Source organism: Paenibacillus sp. GCM10027630, assembly GCF_042676305.1.
In the GTDB taxonomy this organism is placed as follows: domain Bacteria; phylum Bacillota; class Bacilli; order Paenibacillales; family NBRC-103111; genus Paenibacillus_S.
Genome location: NZ_JBHTGY010000026.1, coordinates 77,559 through 94,113, shown reverse-complemented (window position 1 = coordinate 94,113; position 16,555 = coordinate 77,559). Strand labels below are relative to the sequence as shown.

General features: G+C 51.3%; 14 protein-coding genes. All 14 read right to left on the bottom strand.

Annotated features, from left to right (window positions below; genetic code table 11):
* Positions 1 to 159: 159 nt before the first annotated feature.
* The 14 genes from ACFQ0C_RS12200 to ACFQ0C_RS12135 all read right to left on the bottom strand — a co-directional run bounded on the left by ACFQ0C_RS12200 (position 160) and on the right by ACFQ0C_RS12135 (position 16,553).
* Positions 160 to 624 carry a RidA family protein gene (locus ACFQ0C_RS12200; protein WP_258215918.1) on the bottom strand — a complete coding sequence of 155 codons (465 nt, stop codon included), beginning with the start codon at positions 622 to 624 and terminating at the stop codon, positions 160 to 162.
* A 169-nt stretch (positions 625 to 793) separates the two neighbouring features.
* Positions 794 to 2,419, bottom strand: coding sequence for an N-acyl-D-amino-acid deacylase family protein (locus ACFQ0C_RS12195; RefSeq protein WP_379367065.1), 1,626 nt, complete (start codon positions 2,417 to 2,419; stop codon positions 794 to 796).
* Between the two features lie 26 nt (positions 2,420 to 2,445).
* The gene (locus ACFQ0C_RS12190; RefSeq protein ID WP_379367063.1) at positions 2,446 to 3,534 is read right to left on the bottom strand and encodes an alanine racemase; all 1,089 of its coding nucleotides are present in this window, start codon (positions 3,532 to 3,534) and stop codon (positions 2,446 to 2,448) included.
* A 131-nt stretch (positions 3,535 to 3,665) separates the two neighbouring features.
* Positions 3,666 to 4,514 carry a sugar phosphate isomerase/epimerase family protein gene (locus ACFQ0C_RS12185; protein WP_379367061.1) on the bottom strand — a complete coding sequence of 283 codons (849 nt, stop codon included), beginning with the start codon at positions 4,512 to 4,514 and terminating at the stop codon, positions 3,666 to 3,668.
* A 27-nt stretch (positions 4,515 to 4,541) separates the two neighbouring features.
* A complete protein-coding gene (locus ACFQ0C_RS12180; RefSeq protein ID WP_258215914.1) occupies positions 4,542 to 5,417 on the bottom strand; it encodes a sugar phosphate isomerase/epimerase family protein in 876 nt (291 codons plus the stop codon).
* A gap of 23 nt (positions 5,418 to 5,440) precedes the next feature.
* The gene (locus ACFQ0C_RS12175) at positions 5,441 to 6,511 is read right to left on the bottom strand and encodes a Gfo/Idh/MocA family protein (RefSeq protein WP_379367059.1); all 1,071 of its coding nucleotides are present in this window, start codon (positions 6,509 to 6,511) and stop codon (positions 5,441 to 5,443) included.
* Between the two features lie 256 nt (positions 6,512 to 6,767).
* On the bottom strand, positions 6,768 to 7,955 hold the full coding sequence (locus ACFQ0C_RS12170; RefSeq protein WP_379367057.1) for an MFS transporter: 1,188 nt from the start codon (positions 7,953 to 7,955) through the stop codon (positions 6,768 to 6,770).
* Positions 7,956 to 7,993: 38 nt separating this feature from the next.
* Positions 7,994 to 9,574 (bottom strand): response regulator, encoded by a 1,581-nt coding sequence (locus ACFQ0C_RS12165; protein WP_379367055.1) that lies wholly within the window; start codon positions 9,572 to 9,574, stop codon positions 7,994 to 7,996.
* Positions 9,571 to 11,364 (bottom strand): sensor histidine kinase, encoded by a 1,794-nt coding sequence (locus ACFQ0C_RS12160; protein ID WP_379367053.1) that lies wholly within the window; start codon positions 11,362 to 11,364, stop codon positions 9,571 to 9,573. The genes ACFQ0C_RS12165 and ACFQ0C_RS12160 overlap by 4 nt, the downstream gene beginning before the upstream one ends.
* Positions 11,365 to 11,482: 118 nt before the next feature.
* Positions 11,483 to 12,310: a carbohydrate ABC transporter permease gene (locus ACFQ0C_RS12155; RefSeq protein WP_258215909.1), complete on the bottom strand. Its 828-nt coding sequence runs from the start codon at positions 12,308 to 12,310 to the stop codon at positions 11,483 to 11,485.
* 25 nt (positions 12,311 to 12,335) lie between these two features.
* Complete coding sequence (locus ACFQ0C_RS12150; RefSeq protein WP_379367050.1) at positions 12,336 to 13,208, bottom strand: carbohydrate ABC transporter permease; 873 nt, start codon at positions 13,206 to 13,208, stop codon at positions 12,336 to 12,338.
* Between the two features lie 26 nt (positions 13,209 to 13,234).
* On the bottom strand, positions 13,235 to 14,362 hold the full coding sequence (locus ACFQ0C_RS12145) for a Gfo/Idh/MocA family protein (protein WP_379367048.1): 1,128 nt from the start codon (positions 14,360 to 14,362) through the stop codon (positions 13,235 to 13,237).
* A 1-nt stretch (position 14,363) separates the two neighbouring features.
* Positions 14,364 to 15,185: a sugar phosphate isomerase/epimerase family protein gene (locus tag ACFQ0C_RS12140; protein ID WP_379367046.1), complete on the bottom strand. Its 822-nt coding sequence runs from the start codon at positions 15,183 to 15,185 to the stop codon at positions 14,364 to 14,366.
* A gap of 45 nt (positions 15,186 to 15,230) precedes the next feature.
* Positions 15,231 to 16,553, bottom strand: a complete 1,323-nt coding sequence (locus ACFQ0C_RS12135) for an extracellular solute-binding protein (protein ID WP_379367041.1) — start codon at positions 16,551 to 16,553, stop codon at positions 15,231 to 15,233.
* Positions 16,554 to 16,555: the final 2 nt, after the last annotated feature.

Below are 16,555 nucleotides of genomic sequence, written 5' to 3'. Positions count from 1 at the left end.
AGGGTCAAGCTCTGATTTTGAGGTTGAGCCTTTTTTCATTTGAAAAAAAACGGACTTTTTCAGTGCCTTGCTCGCTGCAAGTAAGATTTTCTGATGGCAATAACAGTAAAAGCAGACCAACTGGAACCATACAGTCTTGGTCTGCTTTTCTTTACTAGTCTAGTCTCTGATTTCGACGATCAATTCAATTTCAACCGGCGTATGAAAAGGCAGGTCGCTCGTACCAATCGCGGAGCGCGCGTGTCGCCCGCTTTCGCCGAACACATCGATGAGCAGATTCGAGGCGCCGTTCATGACGTAAGGCTGGTCCCCGAAACCAGGGGCGCTGTTCACGAACCCGAGCAGCTTGACGATTTTGACAACTCGGTCAAGGTCACCCAGATAGCTCTTCATAACGGCGAGACAATTGATGATAACCTGACGGGCGGCTTCCTGCCCCTGCTCTATGGTCAAATCACTGCCGACCTTTCCTTCGTACATCAGTACGCCGTCGATACGGCAGTCTTGTCCGGATAGGTATAACAGGTTGCCGGTCCGGTTGCACGGAATGTAGGAGAAACGCGGTTCTCCTACTGGAGGCAGCTCGATATTTAATTGCTTCAGACGTTCTTCGATAGTTGACATAAGAAATAGCTCCTTTGGATATAGAGTTGGATTATATAGAGTTTGAGCTCGATTATATGGTTGTTTAGTACGGTTGTTTAGTACGGTTGTTTAGTACAGTCGATTAGTATGGTTGTTTAGTATAAGTCGATTAATATAGTCGATTAGTACAGTTGTTTTGTATAGTTGATTAGTGATGGTGATGACCGATGCCGCAGCAATGCTGAGCCCGAATGAGCGTTCCTTCACGGGCTTTGGTGTGCTCACCATCATCGAGAGTAACACTGCCATTGACGATCACATGGGAGATACCCTCCGGATATTGACGCGGGTCCTGGAAGGTCGCCCGATCATGAATGGTTGCAGGATCGAACACTGCCAGGTCCGCGGCATAACCCGGCACGAGAAGACCGCGCTTCCCGAGCTTGAACCGCTGCACCGGGAACGAGGTTACCTTGCGCACCGCCTGCTCCAGCGAGAGCGTCTTCTTCTCCCGCACATAGCGGGAGAACAGGCGCGGGAACGAGCCATACAGCCTCGGATGAGGCTTGCCGGTCTCACAATGCAGGCTGTCGGAAGCGATCAGCGACTTCTCCCAGCCCACCACTTGCTCCACATCGTTGTCCGCCATGTGGAAGTAGACGATGGATACTTGCCCATCCTCTTCCAGCAGCAGATCCATAACGCAGTCGGCCGGATGCCGGCCGCGCACTTCGCTGATTTCCGCGATGGACTTACCTTCCAGCGCTGCATTCTCGGGATGGCGGACAGATGAAACAATAACCGCCTCCCAGCCGGTAGAGCAAACGAGGTTATCCCACTCCGTTTGCTCCTCGCCGAGCTCCTTTTTGACACGCTGGCGCAGAGCCGGATCACGGAATCGCTCCAGCGTGCTGCCAATGCCGCCTTCCAGTGTCCAAGGCGGCAGCACCGTTGTCAGCATCGTTGAGCCCGCGGAGTAAGGGTAAACGTCGCAGGTGACGTCAAGCCCACGAGCGCGCGCGTCTTCGATCAGCTCGAGAGCTTCCAGCGCCTTGCCCCAATTGCGCTTACCCGCCGCCTTCAGATGGCTGATGTGCAAAGAAACGCCGCTAGCTTCAGCAATCCAGATAACTTCCTTCACCGAAGGAAGCAGATTGTTGCCTTCGCCGCGAATATGCGTGGAGAACAGCCCGTTGTACTTAGGCAGCACACGGCATAGCTCCACCAGCTCTTCCTTGGACGTATAGCTGCCCGGGGCATACAGGAGTCCGATGGAGAAGCCGATGGCTCCTGCCTTCAGACCTTCCTCCAGCAGCTGCTTCATATGCTCCAGCTCGGCTGATGTCGCCGGCCGGTTCTCAAAACCCATCGCCGCAATCCGCAGCGCGCCGTGTGCGACGTAAGTCGCCACATGCTCGGATGGACGGGAACCGGCCAAATGCGCCATATATTCGCCAACCGTTTCCCATGGCCACTTCCAGCTCGTTGAGCCCAGCACCGGCTGAACATAGGTCTGCAGAAGCTCCGCCCTGCTCGGAACGAACGGAGCAGGAGCCAAGCCACAGTTCCCAATAACCTCCGTTGTTACGCCCTGCCGTAGTTTGATTTCACTATGCGGGTAGTCGAGAATCATCAGATCGGAATGGCAATGCCCATCAATAAAGCCAGGCGAGATAACTCGCTTCTGTGCATCGATGATCCGGTGCGCCTCCATATCCAATTGACCGACAGCGGCGATCACGCCATTCGCCACGCCGACATCCCCGTAAAACCACGGGTTACCCGTGCCATCAACGACTTTTCCATTTTTGATAATTAAATCAAGCATGGACATTCCCCTTTCTCCAGCGGCCTGCCGCCTTACTCAAGCATTCCACGCGCCAGCACGGATACCTTCTCCACCTGCTGGCCGTCCACGAAATAAATATGATTATGCAGATTCAATGTGCTGCAAACATGATTCGGGATAATATGGATTCGGTCTCCAACCTTAAGCGTATGATGCGGCTCCAATCGTATGACCCCATGCTCTTCGGAGAGCCGTTCCAGCACAGCCTCCGGAGCTTCGAGAATATGACCAAAGCCCTTTAGCTGCAAAGGATTCGTTCCCGGCTGTACATCGGTTGCGAACGTTTTGCTGCCACCGTCGATGACTGCGTACTGCTCCGACGGACGACTGACCACCGTTGCCTCAATGACAGCCGCGCAGTCGTTTAAAGTGCATACGCCGAAAGCTTCCAGCATCCGGTCGTTAAATACATACGTGCCAGGCCGAATTTCCGTAACGCCCTCCACTTGAGCAGCGTAGAGACCAGTTGGGGACGAACCGACGCTGACGTCGGCAATCGGAATGCCAACCTCACGCATCGCCTCAGCGAGATGTACCATCAGCTCGCCTTCCTCACGACCCGCACGCTCCAGATCCAGCGTTGGCTTGCCTTCCAGCAGAGCACCGCGGAACGTGTAGATGCCCGTCAGTTTCAGATGGGGCAATGCATGTATGCGACCAGCCAGAGCTACCGCTTCATCGTAAAGCACTCCGGTTCTTTTCAGCCCGGTATCGACCTCCAACCGCACTTGCAGCACATGGCCCAATCGGCCAGCTTCCTGCGACAAACGGTGTGCCCCTTCATCGCTGTCCACGCCGACAATCAGCTCGATCTTCCGGCTGAGCTGCACCGCTCTTTCGATTTTGGATGCCGTTACGAGCGGATAGGCTACGAAAATATTATCGATGCCATGCGCCGCCATGACCTCGGCTTCCGATATTTTAGCTACAGTAATGCCGACGGCTCCCGCTTCCATCTGAGCTTTTGCGATCGAAGGCGTCTTATGCGTTTTCGCATGCGGGCGAAGCGCAGCACCATGGCGAAGCGCAGCTTCGGCCATGGTACGGATATTCGCGTTCATTGTGGGTACGTCTATTAACAGGCACGGGGTTTCTGGCATGAACAATTTCCTCCTTCACAGTGCGCGAATGTGTTGCCTAGTTTTTATTTAATAAGTAATGAGTCATTGGTCATACATAAGCAATAAATAAGCCATACATATACCATACATATCCAACCAAGAAGCTGCAACTAGCTGTTTAAGGACTCCAACACCTGCTTCACGTACTCCACTGAGCGAATCGAGCCCAGTCGCTGCTCGTCATCTCCTTCGAATTCAACTGTAACCCAGCTGTTATAGCCACCCGTCTGCAGACGGGACAACAGGCCGCGCACATCCACACTTCCTTCGCCAAGCACCTTGCCTGCGTAGCGGTCTCCGCTCAAAGCCTCATACGATTCGCCGGAATAGCTACCCGCGACACGAGTAAAATCCTTGGCGTGTACATGGCCTACCATCGTTTGCAAAACGTCAAGTGCAGCACCAGGCTGTTCGTCGACCAGCAGGAAATTGCCCATATCGAACGTGCTGCGCAGAGCTTCTGAGTCCACGTCCCGGATAATGTCCATAACCTGTTCCGCTTTCCCGGCGAACAGTCCATGATTTTCCAGGCATAACACGACATTCCTTGCGCCTGCATATTCTGCTGCCGCCTTCAGCCCTTCCACAATCCAACTCCGAGCCTCGCCGAAATCAACCCCCTCCTGCCGGTTGCCTGAGAAGACACGTACGACCTTCGCCCCGAACCCGGCCGCTATATCGACCGAATCGGTAATTTGGCGGAGCTGCTCCGTGCGGTTGGCAGCATCCGGCAGCGCAAAATTGTTGCTCGCACCGACACAAGCAACCTCCAGCCCTTCTTGCTGAAGCGCCCGTTCGATCATAGCTTGACTCTCGGTATCAGGGTACCAAAAGCGATGCAGCAGTTCAATACCTTCAGCGCAGGTCTCCTGACCGGTGAAACGAATGAAATCGATATTTTTCCATGTCTGATCGTAAAAGTATTTATGACAGCTCCATACACTTAAGCTTGTTTTCACTCCAATCCCTCCATTTGTTTCGCCCCCTTAGCGGTAGGCACGAATAAATTGAACGGCTTTGCGGATATCCTCCTCAGGCTGCTCGCCTACTTCCCTCTCGATCGTCAGATAGCCTTCATAGCCAATATCCTGCAGCGCCGCGAAATACCGGTCAAAATCAACCTTCCCTTCACCGAGCGGAACCTCCCGGAAGCTGTCGCCCCCGGCTGCCATCTGCGCAATATGCTCATGGGACATCGGATCAAAGCCCAATGCTCCGTAGACCAAGCGCGGATCCACCTCACGAAGACGAATACCGTCCTTCACATGCGTATGAACGATATAATCCTTCAGTAAATAGACGCCGTTTACCGGATCATCCCCTGTCACCATCACCATGTTCGCTGGATCAAAATTGACGGACACACCGTTTGTGCTCAACGTATCCAGAAAAGCTTTGAGATGCGCGGCAGGCTCCGGTCCCGTCTCGATGGCAAAATAAGCGTCCATGCTCTTCGCGTACTGCCCAAGCTCCTCGCACGCCAGCTGCAGCGTTTCGTATACCTCACTCTTCGGATCATCCGGCACAATGCCGATATGCGTCGTCACGACCCGGGTGCCGAGCTCCAGCGCCAGCTCCAGAATACGCTTCGACATATCCACCTTCTCGGGATTGGCACGATGATCCTGAAAGCCATGGCCCCCAAGATCGCCGCAAAGCGCTGACACTTCCAAACCAAGCTCGTTGATGTACCGCTTCAATTCTTGTCGGGCAGCCGTCGTTAACGTCCGAGGGTCCATCTCACCACTTACTGCATATATTTGTACACCATCCGCATTAACCTCCCGGGCCTTCAGCAGCCCCTCTCGAACACCGATGCCGAAGCTATCTACTATCACGCCGATTTTATTCGTCATCATCATCAGCCCGTCTCCCCCCTCCTGCCTCAGCGGTTTATATCGAACCGAATCTCTTGCCCCGATGCCGCGGATTCATATACGGCGCATAGCATCTTCATCATCTCGACGCCATCCTCAACAGGGCTTAGCGTCTCTAGACGTCCCAAGCAGCAGCCCACAAAATGCTCAATTTCGCTATTGAAGCCCGCTACGAAATCGAACGAAAGCCGATCGGCCTGGGGCAGCAGGTTGATCATCACGTCATGCTTCTCCGCAGCTATTTGCAGCTCAGGCTCAACCTGAGCGCCGCCCTTGGTTCCGTGGATCGAAATCGTCGTGTCGTTCTTCACCGCATGAAGGGTAAAGCTCACATCGACCATAAGCGATGCGCCGTTCTCAAATCGGATCAACGCATTGGCCATATCTTCAACGTCATTTTTAGTTGCATCATAATCCGCCGCCTGATAAAACGAAAAATGCTCTACATTAGCGCGGTTGCCGAGCTTATAGTACGTATTGCCGCTTACCGACTTAACCTTCGGTCGGCCCATCAAATACCAACACAGGTCGATCACATGTACACCGATATCGATTAGAGGGCCGCCGCCTGAGCGTTCCTTGTCGGAGAACCAGCCTCCAGGATTGCCGAGACGACGCAGATAGCTCGCTTTGGCATAATAAATCTCGCCCAGATCGCCTGCTTCAATGAACCGGCGCAGAATCTGTGTCGTCTGGCCGTAGCGGCGGACAAAGCCGACCTGGAACACTTTTCCACTGCGGCGGACTGCTTCCTCCACCTTAAGCGCCTGCTCTACGGTTTGGCATAGCGGCTTCTCACATAGAACATGCTTGCCTGCCTCCAAGGCAGCAATGCTAAATTCGGCATGCGTATTGTTCCAGGTACATATACTAACCGCATCCACTTCCTCATTTGCCAGCAGCTCGTGCACATCCGTGTACACATTCGGAATGTTGTACTTGGCCGCTTTTTCCTCAGCACGTCCATGGTTCATATCACAAATAGCAACGAGCTCGACTTCCTTGTTAGCTGCATACGCATCCAGATGCATCGCAGAAATCGAACCTGCGCCAATAACACCAATCCTAAGCTTATTCATAGGTAATTACGCCTCCCAAAGAGTTATGAGTCATCGTTTTCTTCGTATTCTAAAAAGCCTGGTGATCGTTTAACCCTTGCACGAGCAGAACTACTTTGGTCCTCACTCCTAGTTCTCCGATTTTACAGCCTTATTTGGCGGAATGAGACGGTGCGTTGAATTTGCAGCACCGCGAGAGAAGCTTGCGGGGTTCGACCGACCGCCATGCAATGCCGCAACGCGCCCGGGATTCACGCGCGTTGCGGCAATATGATCATCAGCCGGTGGAGGACTTTGCCCGGTTCATCAGAGCGAACATGATCAGGAATCCCGCGACTCCGAGCAGCGCAAGCACGGCTCCGAGTCGGTACATAGCCACCGCACCCATATAGTGGAACACCCAGCCTCCGGCAATGCCGGCGACTATACCGGACACGCCTCCCCAGCTCAGCGCGTACAGCGCCTGGCCTGAGGCCCGGTACTCCCGCGGAATTAGCGTAGAGGTCAGCTGCGTGCCTATATAGTAGTATCCGCCGAACGTAATGCTGTTCAGGATTTGGATACCTACAACCTCATAAGGGGAGGTGGCCAAAGACATCAGCAGCCATCGTACCGCATACAAAAGGCTAACCACACCCAAACACAGAATCATAGTCCGGCCGTTTTTTGGCAGCAGACGGTCGAAGAGCAGGAAAACTGGAATCTCAAAGATAGATGTCAAGAAAGCCGACAATCCGATCAGTCCTTCCTGCCCTCCAAGATCGGAGATATAAATTGACACGAAGGTCGTATTCATACCGTTCGGAATCGAAATCAGCACCCCGATCAATAGAAAAGCAAGGAACCGCTTGTTCGTAAAGATGCGTCCGTACCCACCGCGAAACACAGCTTCCTTAGGTCGTGCATTCCCCCGCGGGAGCGCGAAAGCAACCCCAATGGCCACCAGCATCATAACGCTGTACACGACCCAGAACCGGCCGATGCCGAGCAGGCTCAGAACAGGTCCGGTCGCTATCGCCATTAGAGCCCAGCCAAGCGATCCCCAGAGGCGGAACGAGCCAAACCTGTGTCCCGTATGCTCGATGACATCCAGAATCAGACTATTGCTCTGCGAAAAGAGTGGGCTCTGAAAGAAAAAATACGCCAGCATCAGCGCGAACAACACAGTATGTGAAGCACTGAGAAAGACACTCAGCATCACAACCGCGTTGCCGATCAACAACAAGATCAGCACCCGTTTGATATTATTCCAGCGGTCGCTCCAATAACCCCAGAACGGATTTGCCAGAATCGAAATGAACGGACCTCCAGCCAGCAGCAGTCCGATCTGCAGCGACGAAATGCCAATTGATTTCAAATAGAGCGGAAAGAAAGACGTGTAAATCGCAATCGCGCCGTAAATAAAGAAGTTAAAGCCTTTAATAACGGTGAATGACCGCGCTTTCGTTCGGGAGGCTAACTCCATGTCATGCCTCACCTCCTTACCCGTACCGGCCGGAAGCCTTATGTCGGTGTCGTTTCCGCAAGCTTGCGGTACTGCGTAGGCGTGACGCCTGTATATGATTTGAAGATGGAGCAAAAATACTTGTAATCCTTGTAGCCGACTTTCTCCGCAATCTCGAACACTCTGTCATGCGTTCCTCTCAGAAATGCTTTGGCATGCTCGATCCGCACCTCGTTTAAATATTCCGCGAAGCCTTTACCGAAATATTGATTGAAGACGATACTGAAATAGTTCGGCGTGATTTTCAGCCAGGCCGCAACCTCGGATGCCCTTAAATCGTTGGTGTAATGAGATTCAATATATTTTTTGACCCTATCGATAGTCCAATGGTTTTTGCCCCCGACAGAGGAATGGATTAGAGTGAACAAAGACAACAGCTCACGGCGGATCAGCGCTTCAAGCGCACGGTATGAGTTATGCACATGCAGATCGATTTCCCCGGCCAGAAAGCCTTCGATCTCATCCGACACATCTACACTGCTGGTTCGCAGCCTCCGTTGAATCACAACCTTCAGCTCTTTGACCGCCTGGACGATATCTGCGAGCAAATTCCCTTTCTCCCGCGATTGGTCCATCATCTTCCCCAGTACATCCTCCAACTCATCGATGCTCCCATTAAACAGGAGGTTCACAAGTTCCTTCTCCAGCTCTGCAGGTGCAAACAAACCGCGATTCCTTCTTGGAGAAACCGATTCCTCGTGGAATAACACGGTCCTTCCCTCCATAGCCGCACTCAGCTGGACAGCAGCAATGGCGTTCTCACAGCGCGTGTATGCCTCCGTCAGCGCCTGGAAGTCAGGAGAAACACCAAAGTGAAGACTATGCGCCTCCGCTGCTGGTCCCGGCACTTCCCCCAACGCAGCGAGCAGCTTCTCTCTGCTAACCTCCCGAGAATCGATACATAAGGAAATTAGCAAATTAGGATGATGAAAAAACGAGAAAACCTCCTGCCCCTCTTCCGAGAGGGCGTTATGGACGGCTTGCTCCCATTTTCTGCGTACTATCTGCCGTTCTTCCTCTGCCGATTGCTCTGCCCACATCGCATAATCCTCCAGCTGACTCGCTACAAAACGGAAGCTATGAGCCCCCGCCGGGACAGAGGGAGTTTTTTCTCCATCAGGCAAGGCACCACCGTTCTGCATCAGGCTTTTCAGCCAGTTCAGCCAGCAGTCTCGCACCGCTTCCTTCCTTTGGTTGGCCTCTTGCTCCAGTTCGCCGCCGATGCGCTGCACCATCCCCATCAGCTCGTCAACATTGACCGGCTTCAGCAAATAATCCTCCACCCCGATACGGATTGCCTGGCGTGCATATTCAAAATCGTCATAGCCGCTGAGGATAATGATCCGTATCTCTGAATGCCGTTCCCTCAGCGACTTGGACAAGACGAGGCCGTCCATGCCGTCCATGTTGATATCCGTCAGTACCAGGTCGACCGGCTGGCGGTTAATCAGCTCGAGCGCTTCCGCCCCATCGGCGGCTTCGCCCACCACTTCAACTCCGATCGAGTCCCACGGGATCGTCTCCCGCAGCCCTCGGCAAATGATAGGTTCGTCGTCTACAATCAACATTTTAATGGTCATATAGCCTCCTGTCCGTTCGTCTGAATAGGAATTCTTAACCGAACGCAAGCCCCAGTCTGGTTGTATTCTTCGGGAATTTCAACACCATAACCTCCGCCGTAGACCAGTGAAATAAGCTCATGAATATTGCATAGCGCATGCCCGACAAGACTCTCATCATTGCTCTTCTCGGCTAACGCCTGACGAATTGCTTGCAGCCGCTCCTTCGTGAAGCCCATTCCTGTATCCGCTACATCAATGATCAGCTCATCTTGCAGACTACGATAGCAGCGCACACGGATCTCACCCTTCTGCCGGGAGATAAAGCTGTGCTTGATACTGTTCTCTACAAGCGGTTGGATCAGTCTGCGCGGCAGCACAACCTCTTCCAGTGAAGCCTCCATCAGTAGGGAGAAAGCGAGCTTGCTCCCCATTCGTTTCTGCTGCAAATTGAGATAAGACCGGACGAATTCCAGCTCATCGGCTAAAGTCGCAGTGCGCTTCTCCCTGTTCATGCTCATCCGGAAGAAGCCTGACAGTGCTTCGATCAATTGGCTGGTTTCCGGTGCCTTCTCCAGCCTGGCCGTCCACCGGATCATATCCAACGTATTGTACAGGAAATGCGGGTCCATCTGGCTTTGCAGAATACGCAGCTCGGATTCCTTCTGCTGGATCTCCAGCTTGTATTTCTTATCGATCAGCTCTTTGATCGTCTGTACCATATTATTGAACTGCCTGCCAAGCTCACCGATCTCGTCACGAGAACGAACCGTTACCCTTGCAGAGAAATCTCCGGTCTTCAGACGGCTTGTTTGCTTTTTCAGCTCAAGCATAGGACGAATAATCGCCAGTTCGAATCCAATCAGTGCAAACAGGCCAAATATAAAGACAACCAGGAACAAAGCCTGCAGCGAAACCTTTAGTGCACTGGTCTTGGCTACGATCGTCTCGTCACTGACCAGTGTCACAATGTTCCAACCGGTAGATCTCATGAACTTATTAAACACCACATGATTTTTACCATTTATTTCTATTTTAGTCACTTGACTTGATGATTGGTTGACTGCATTCAACAGCTCAGAATTCGGGTAAGGCTGTCCAATAAGCTCCTTGTTACTGTCCAACAGGACGGTTCCATCGGGACGTAATATAAAAATGGAGCCCTGCTCCTTCGGAATCGCTGCTGTCAGCAGCTTGGAAATCTCCGATTCGTTCAGCCTGACGATGACCAGTCCAACCGTCTTCGTTAAATCGTCAAAGGAATTGATGATGCGGAACAACGAAACCACACGCTTCGGTCCAGTCCAGGCGCTGGTCAGCGGATAGGAATTAGACCAGACAATCCTGCCCCGATTTTCCTTTGCCAGATCGATCCACGGCTGCTCGGGTCCCTCCACCGGCTCCCCAAGCTGCATCGTGTTTCCTTTCAGACCCTGCAGCGTAATTGATTTAATATAGCTCTTGGACATGAGCTGAAAGGCAACAAAGCCTTCTATGGATTCCCGGTCTTTGTTCAGCTGATCCAACGTCTCAGGCGTCTCAGCCGTCTGCATGAAATTACGGAAATCCTTTTGATAAATCATATAGTCTGTCATATCGTCCACGGTTTTGATCTTCTCATACAGATTCATCTCAATAGTGTTAAGATTTTTCTCCGTGGAATCGATGAATTGCTGTCTTAAGATGGTGTCATACCTGTTCAGAAACGCATACCCGACAAGCAGGGATGGGAGCGTTACCAATAAGAAGAAGATCGCAATCGATTTTTTTCGCAAGCTTATATTGGTTAATCTGCCTTGATTTTTTTTCATTTCCCGCAAGTCCTCCCCCAATAGATTCCCTTACCGGTATTTTGCCCAACACGGTTCGGATTCCATCTATTCCTTCTATAATATAGGAAGGCCCGAAGGAGAATCTACTGGAAATTGGCTAGCCTTTCACGGCTCCTGCGGTCATTCCCTGCACGAGCTGCTTCTCCAGCAGAAGATAGAAAGCTACTACAGGCAGCAGCGCCATTGTCAATGCAGCCATTTGCATCGTCTGGAACTTCGTCTCCGTACCGGCGAAATTGGCAAGGCCCAACGGAAGTGTCTTGAGTCCTGTCTTGCTGATCAGTACCAGCGCGAATAGAAATTCATTCCAGTTGTAAATGAAGTTAATGATGACAACCGTCGCCAATGCAGGCCGAGTCATCGGTAAAATAATGGACCAGAAGATCCGGTAGACTCCACCTCCGTCAATAACCGCCGATTCTTCGATATCCTTAGGGAAAGACTTCATGAAGCCTACTAGAATAAAAATCGTAATCGATAGATGGAACGCGGTATACGGCAGGATTAGAGACAAATGGGTGTTCAATAATCCGAGTTTCTTCATTAATATGAAGATCGGCACAAGCGTTGCGTGAATCGGAATAGTCATCCCGATGATAAACAGCCCGTAAACCCACTTGGACAATTTAAAATCGAATCTTGATATAAAATAGGAGGCCAACGCACCGAGAAATACAGTTAATACAATGGCGGCTATCGTCACAAAGATGCTGTTCCAGAAATAAGTACCGAGGTGAGCTACCCTCCAGGCATTGGTGTAGTTGCTAAAATCCCACAGCTTGGGCCAACCCATCGGATTAACAGAAAATTCTTGCTCGGATTTGAAGGAGCTGATGATCATCCACAGGATAGGGATAATATTGGCCAAACATAAGACAGCCAGCAATATGTGGATGAATGATAATTTTATACGTGATGTTTGCATAGGTCCTCCTTCTGCTAGGTTCTGCTTATTGGCTGCGTCGTGTAAGCTGGTTGGCTGCATAAATGGCAATCAGGCTGAATAGCAGAATCAGCATGGAAACCGCGCTTCCATATCCAAAATTCATATTTTGAAAAGCATTGTTGTACATATATATCGTCATCACTTCCGTGTTATGCGCCGGTCCGCCGGCCGTCATGACATAGATGAGATCAAATACCCGGAAGCTGTTGCTGATAGAGAAGATGAGTGTTACCCAGATCGTATCCTTCAGCATTGGAAGAGTTACATACCAGAAATGCTTCCAGCCTATCGCTCCGTCCATAACGGCAGCTTCCTTGATTTCTTCCGAAATATTTTGTAGAGCTGCCAGGAATATGACCATGTAAAAGCCGTAATTTTGCCAAATATACGTAATGCTGACTGAGAGCATGCCGAGCTTCGGGCTTCCGAGCCAGTCCTGCTTCCAGGCATCCAGGCCGACCACGCTAAGCAAGCCGTTCAGCAGACCGGACTCTATCTTGTATACCATGCCCCAAATAATTGACACGATAACCGCCGAAATAACGACAGGCAGGAACAGCATCGATCGATAAAGCTTGATGCCCTTGAGCGAACGGTTAAGCAGCAGGGCGAAAAACAGACCTATCGGAAGCTGGCCGAAGATACCGGTTGCCATCATGAAAATATTGTTTTGTACGCCCTTCCAGAAAATCGTATCCTTGAGGGTCGAAACGTAATTATCGATACCAATGAACTTCATAGGGGATAATCCGTCCCAATTGAAGAAAGAATAGTAAAATGACATGCCGATAGGCACTAGTGCGACTCCTATATAAATGATGAGAGCCGGCAGCATTCCAATAAACACAGTCCATCCAGTTCTTTTCAATGCATGCATGTGCAGCAGCCTCCGTTCACAGTTAGTTATATCTTGACGGCAAGCGACCGGGAGCTGGCTGCAATTTCATCTGCCGTAACCTCTCGGCCAAGGGAGTCGGCCAAATAAAGCCCTTCGCTTATCAGCAGAGTCGCAAGTGCAATGTCCGCTGTCGGCAGAAGCTCGACTCTCCCTTGCAGTGCGGCAATCCAATGCTGCTGCGAGGAGTCGTAGGCATCCTCATTCGATCTCATTCGATGCCATCGGATGTCCATCCGGTTGAGATCAACCGTACTGTTCAAATCGAGGTCCGCCACTGTCGTATGGAAGCTGAAATCGCCCGTTTGTTCTCCTGAATGATAGGAGGGCAGTCGAATTCCCCCTTTTGCCCCAACAATGCTGCTTCCTTCGATTCCGCCCAGATGTATGGCCCAAGCTTCGAAAATATCCAGCGTCACGCCACTCTTGAAAGTAACAAAGCCTAACGCCAGCTCCTCCACATCAAAGCCGCTGTCTTCCCGGCGCTGCGGGTCCATATCCATCTCTTGAACCAGCCTGCCTGTCATCCGTTCCACATCGGTTACTCCGAGCAGGTAGAGCATCTGAGCAATATGGTACACGCCCATATCAAGCAAAGCACCGCCCCCTGCGCTAGCCTTCTTCGTGAAATGTACCGTACCAAAGCCATCCACATAAGGCCGGCCTCTGCGGCGAAAGCCATTCGAACGGGCATGGAACAATCGCCCTAGCTGTCCGTCATCAATCAGCGCCTTCGCTGCTTTCGTTTCTTTCTTGTACAGGGTGCCAAGCTGAATATGCAGCTTCTTCCCGCTTTCGCGTGCCGCCTCCAGCATCGTCAGCCCATCATAGTAAGAGCCCGCTATCGGCTTCTCGCAGTAAACATGCTTGCCACTCCGAAGTGCAGCGATCGTCAGCGGTGCGTGAAAATTATTGTGCAGACACACATCCACCGCATCGATGTCATCTCTCGCCAGCATTTCCTTAAAATCCGTATAGACATCCGGGATCCCATACTTATCAGCGATCAGCCTTGCTTCCTGCTCGTTAATATCGCATAAGGCCACTACCTCAGCCCCGGGGATGCCGGCGTATTCCTGCAAATGAGCTTTTCCGATAATGCCGACACCAATGACGCCGATTCTTATTCGTTGCACCTCATTTCCCTCCGTTTCCTTGTTCCAGCATGGCCATTTCAGCCTTGGCCAGTATTCGTTTCGCTGAAGCTAACGCCCACTCCAGCTCGATGTAAGGCAGGGACGGAGCGTTGTACTCGACCGCCCAATGTCCCTGATAACCGCGCTCCATGAGCATCCTTGTGATCTCGATCGATTCCTCCGAGACTAATGACTTTGCATCGAGATGAACATGATTCACCCAGGGGGCTATCAGCCGATCCCCCTGCGCCTGCGTATCCTGCCATCGACCGATATGCAGAAGTACCCCATAACCCGGATGATCTACTGCTTCGGCAAGCTTCTTCATCCACTTCGGATCGAGCGAAATACCTGTATGATTCTCCGGCCCGACCGTGTATCCATTGTCTGCTGCTCGCTCGGCATATTCCCGATATCGCATAACTGTGTATTCGAATTGCTCCTCAGAAGGCTCTACCGGCCCACGACTCGTATCGATCCGAACCGTGCGGGCGCCGAACAGCTCCGCTGCGCGTAAATGATCAAGCGCATTCTGGTGCAGCCTCGCCCGGGTACCGGGGTCCGGGTCCCATATATGGGCCCGGTCCACAGCAAAATTGGCAACGGTCAGTTCTTTCTCATCAAGCGATCTTTTAATTTTCTGTAAAATATCGTCTTCGGCGATCGGATAGAATGGATCACTCCGGTCTGTGAAGAATCCATTCCACAAGTCAACAGATCGCAATCCATAACGATGCCGGACCGTTTCTAAATAACCGAAAATATCCATTTCTCCTGCACTGAGCAGCTGGTAAAAAGAAAATCCTCCGATGGAAACATTCAAGCTCCTAACCTCCCTGACCCAAGTCGATCCCAGGCTGCGTTTGCTTTATTTCTTATTCTTATCCACGGCATCTTGCAGCTCTTTGGCAATTTGCTCTGGTGTCTTCTGCTTCGTTATGATCGCTTGGATCCCATTCTCCATTGCATCCTTGACGGATGGATGCATTACACTGTCGAATACGAGCGCCGAGCCATTTTGCGTTAACTTCAGCATTTCTTTCAGATAAGGGCTAGTATCCGCAGGCATATCGACCTTGGCCGGAACAACGATACCTTTGCTCATCAGGTTCTGGTACAGCTCAGGCGCGTAAAAATATTTCAAGAACTTCATCGCCGCTTCCTTCTTCGCACCATTCAACTCTTTGCTCAACCCGATACCGTACTGAATGACTCCCGCACTCTTAGTTGGATCTCCTTTACCACCATCAACCGAAGGGAACAGCGCGATTCCGATGTTTTCGGCAGCTGCTTTATCCGTATTTCCAGCTCTGAATTTGGTGTCAATCGTCGAGCTGGTCATCGTCATGGCTGCTTTCTTCTGCAGGAAGTAATCTTGCTGCTGTACTTCGTCCATCGTGTTAATATCAGGGTTGAAGGCATCCAGCTTGACTAGATCAGACACTACATTCAGTGATTTCACATATTCCGCATCGGTAAATTTGGCTTCCCCTTTATTCACCTTAGTCAGGAATTCGCTTCCGGTGATACGATCCTCTACGGCAGACATGAAGGTCGACTGCATAGGCCATTTATTTTTGTTTCCGATCGCCATTGGAGTGACACCGGAATCCTTCAGTTTCTTGACCAGATCGAGGAAGCTGGCATAAGTTTTGGGAAATTCATTAAAGCCCGCTTTGGCCAACATATCCTTGTGGTAATATACAATATCAACAAACGTCATCTTGGTAGGAATCGCATATTGCTTGCCATTCACATTAAAGCCGGCCAGAGCCTGCTGTGGGAGTATGTTTTTCCAGTTATCCATAATCTCGTCGATCGGCATCAGCACATTAGCTGCGATATAAGGCTCCATTTCGATTCCCGGGAAAAGGATGAACATATCCGGCATACTGTTGCCAGCCGCTTCCGTACGAAGCTTGGTACGATATTGGGCCGATGGAATGTCCTGTGCCTCAATTTTAATATCAGGATTCAATTCTTCGAACTTCTTGATCCGTTCCTTGTAAAGCACGTTGTCTACATTGGGGCTGGACCAGTTGTACTCCATAGTCAGGGTCACAGGCCCTTTTGTTTCTTTCGCCGGAGTCTTGGTCTGCTCGGTTGTGGCCGTCTGTCCGCAACCTGATAAAGCAGTAACCATTGCGGCGGAAGCAGCAACCAAGATTGTATTACGAATCGACTTTTTCACAA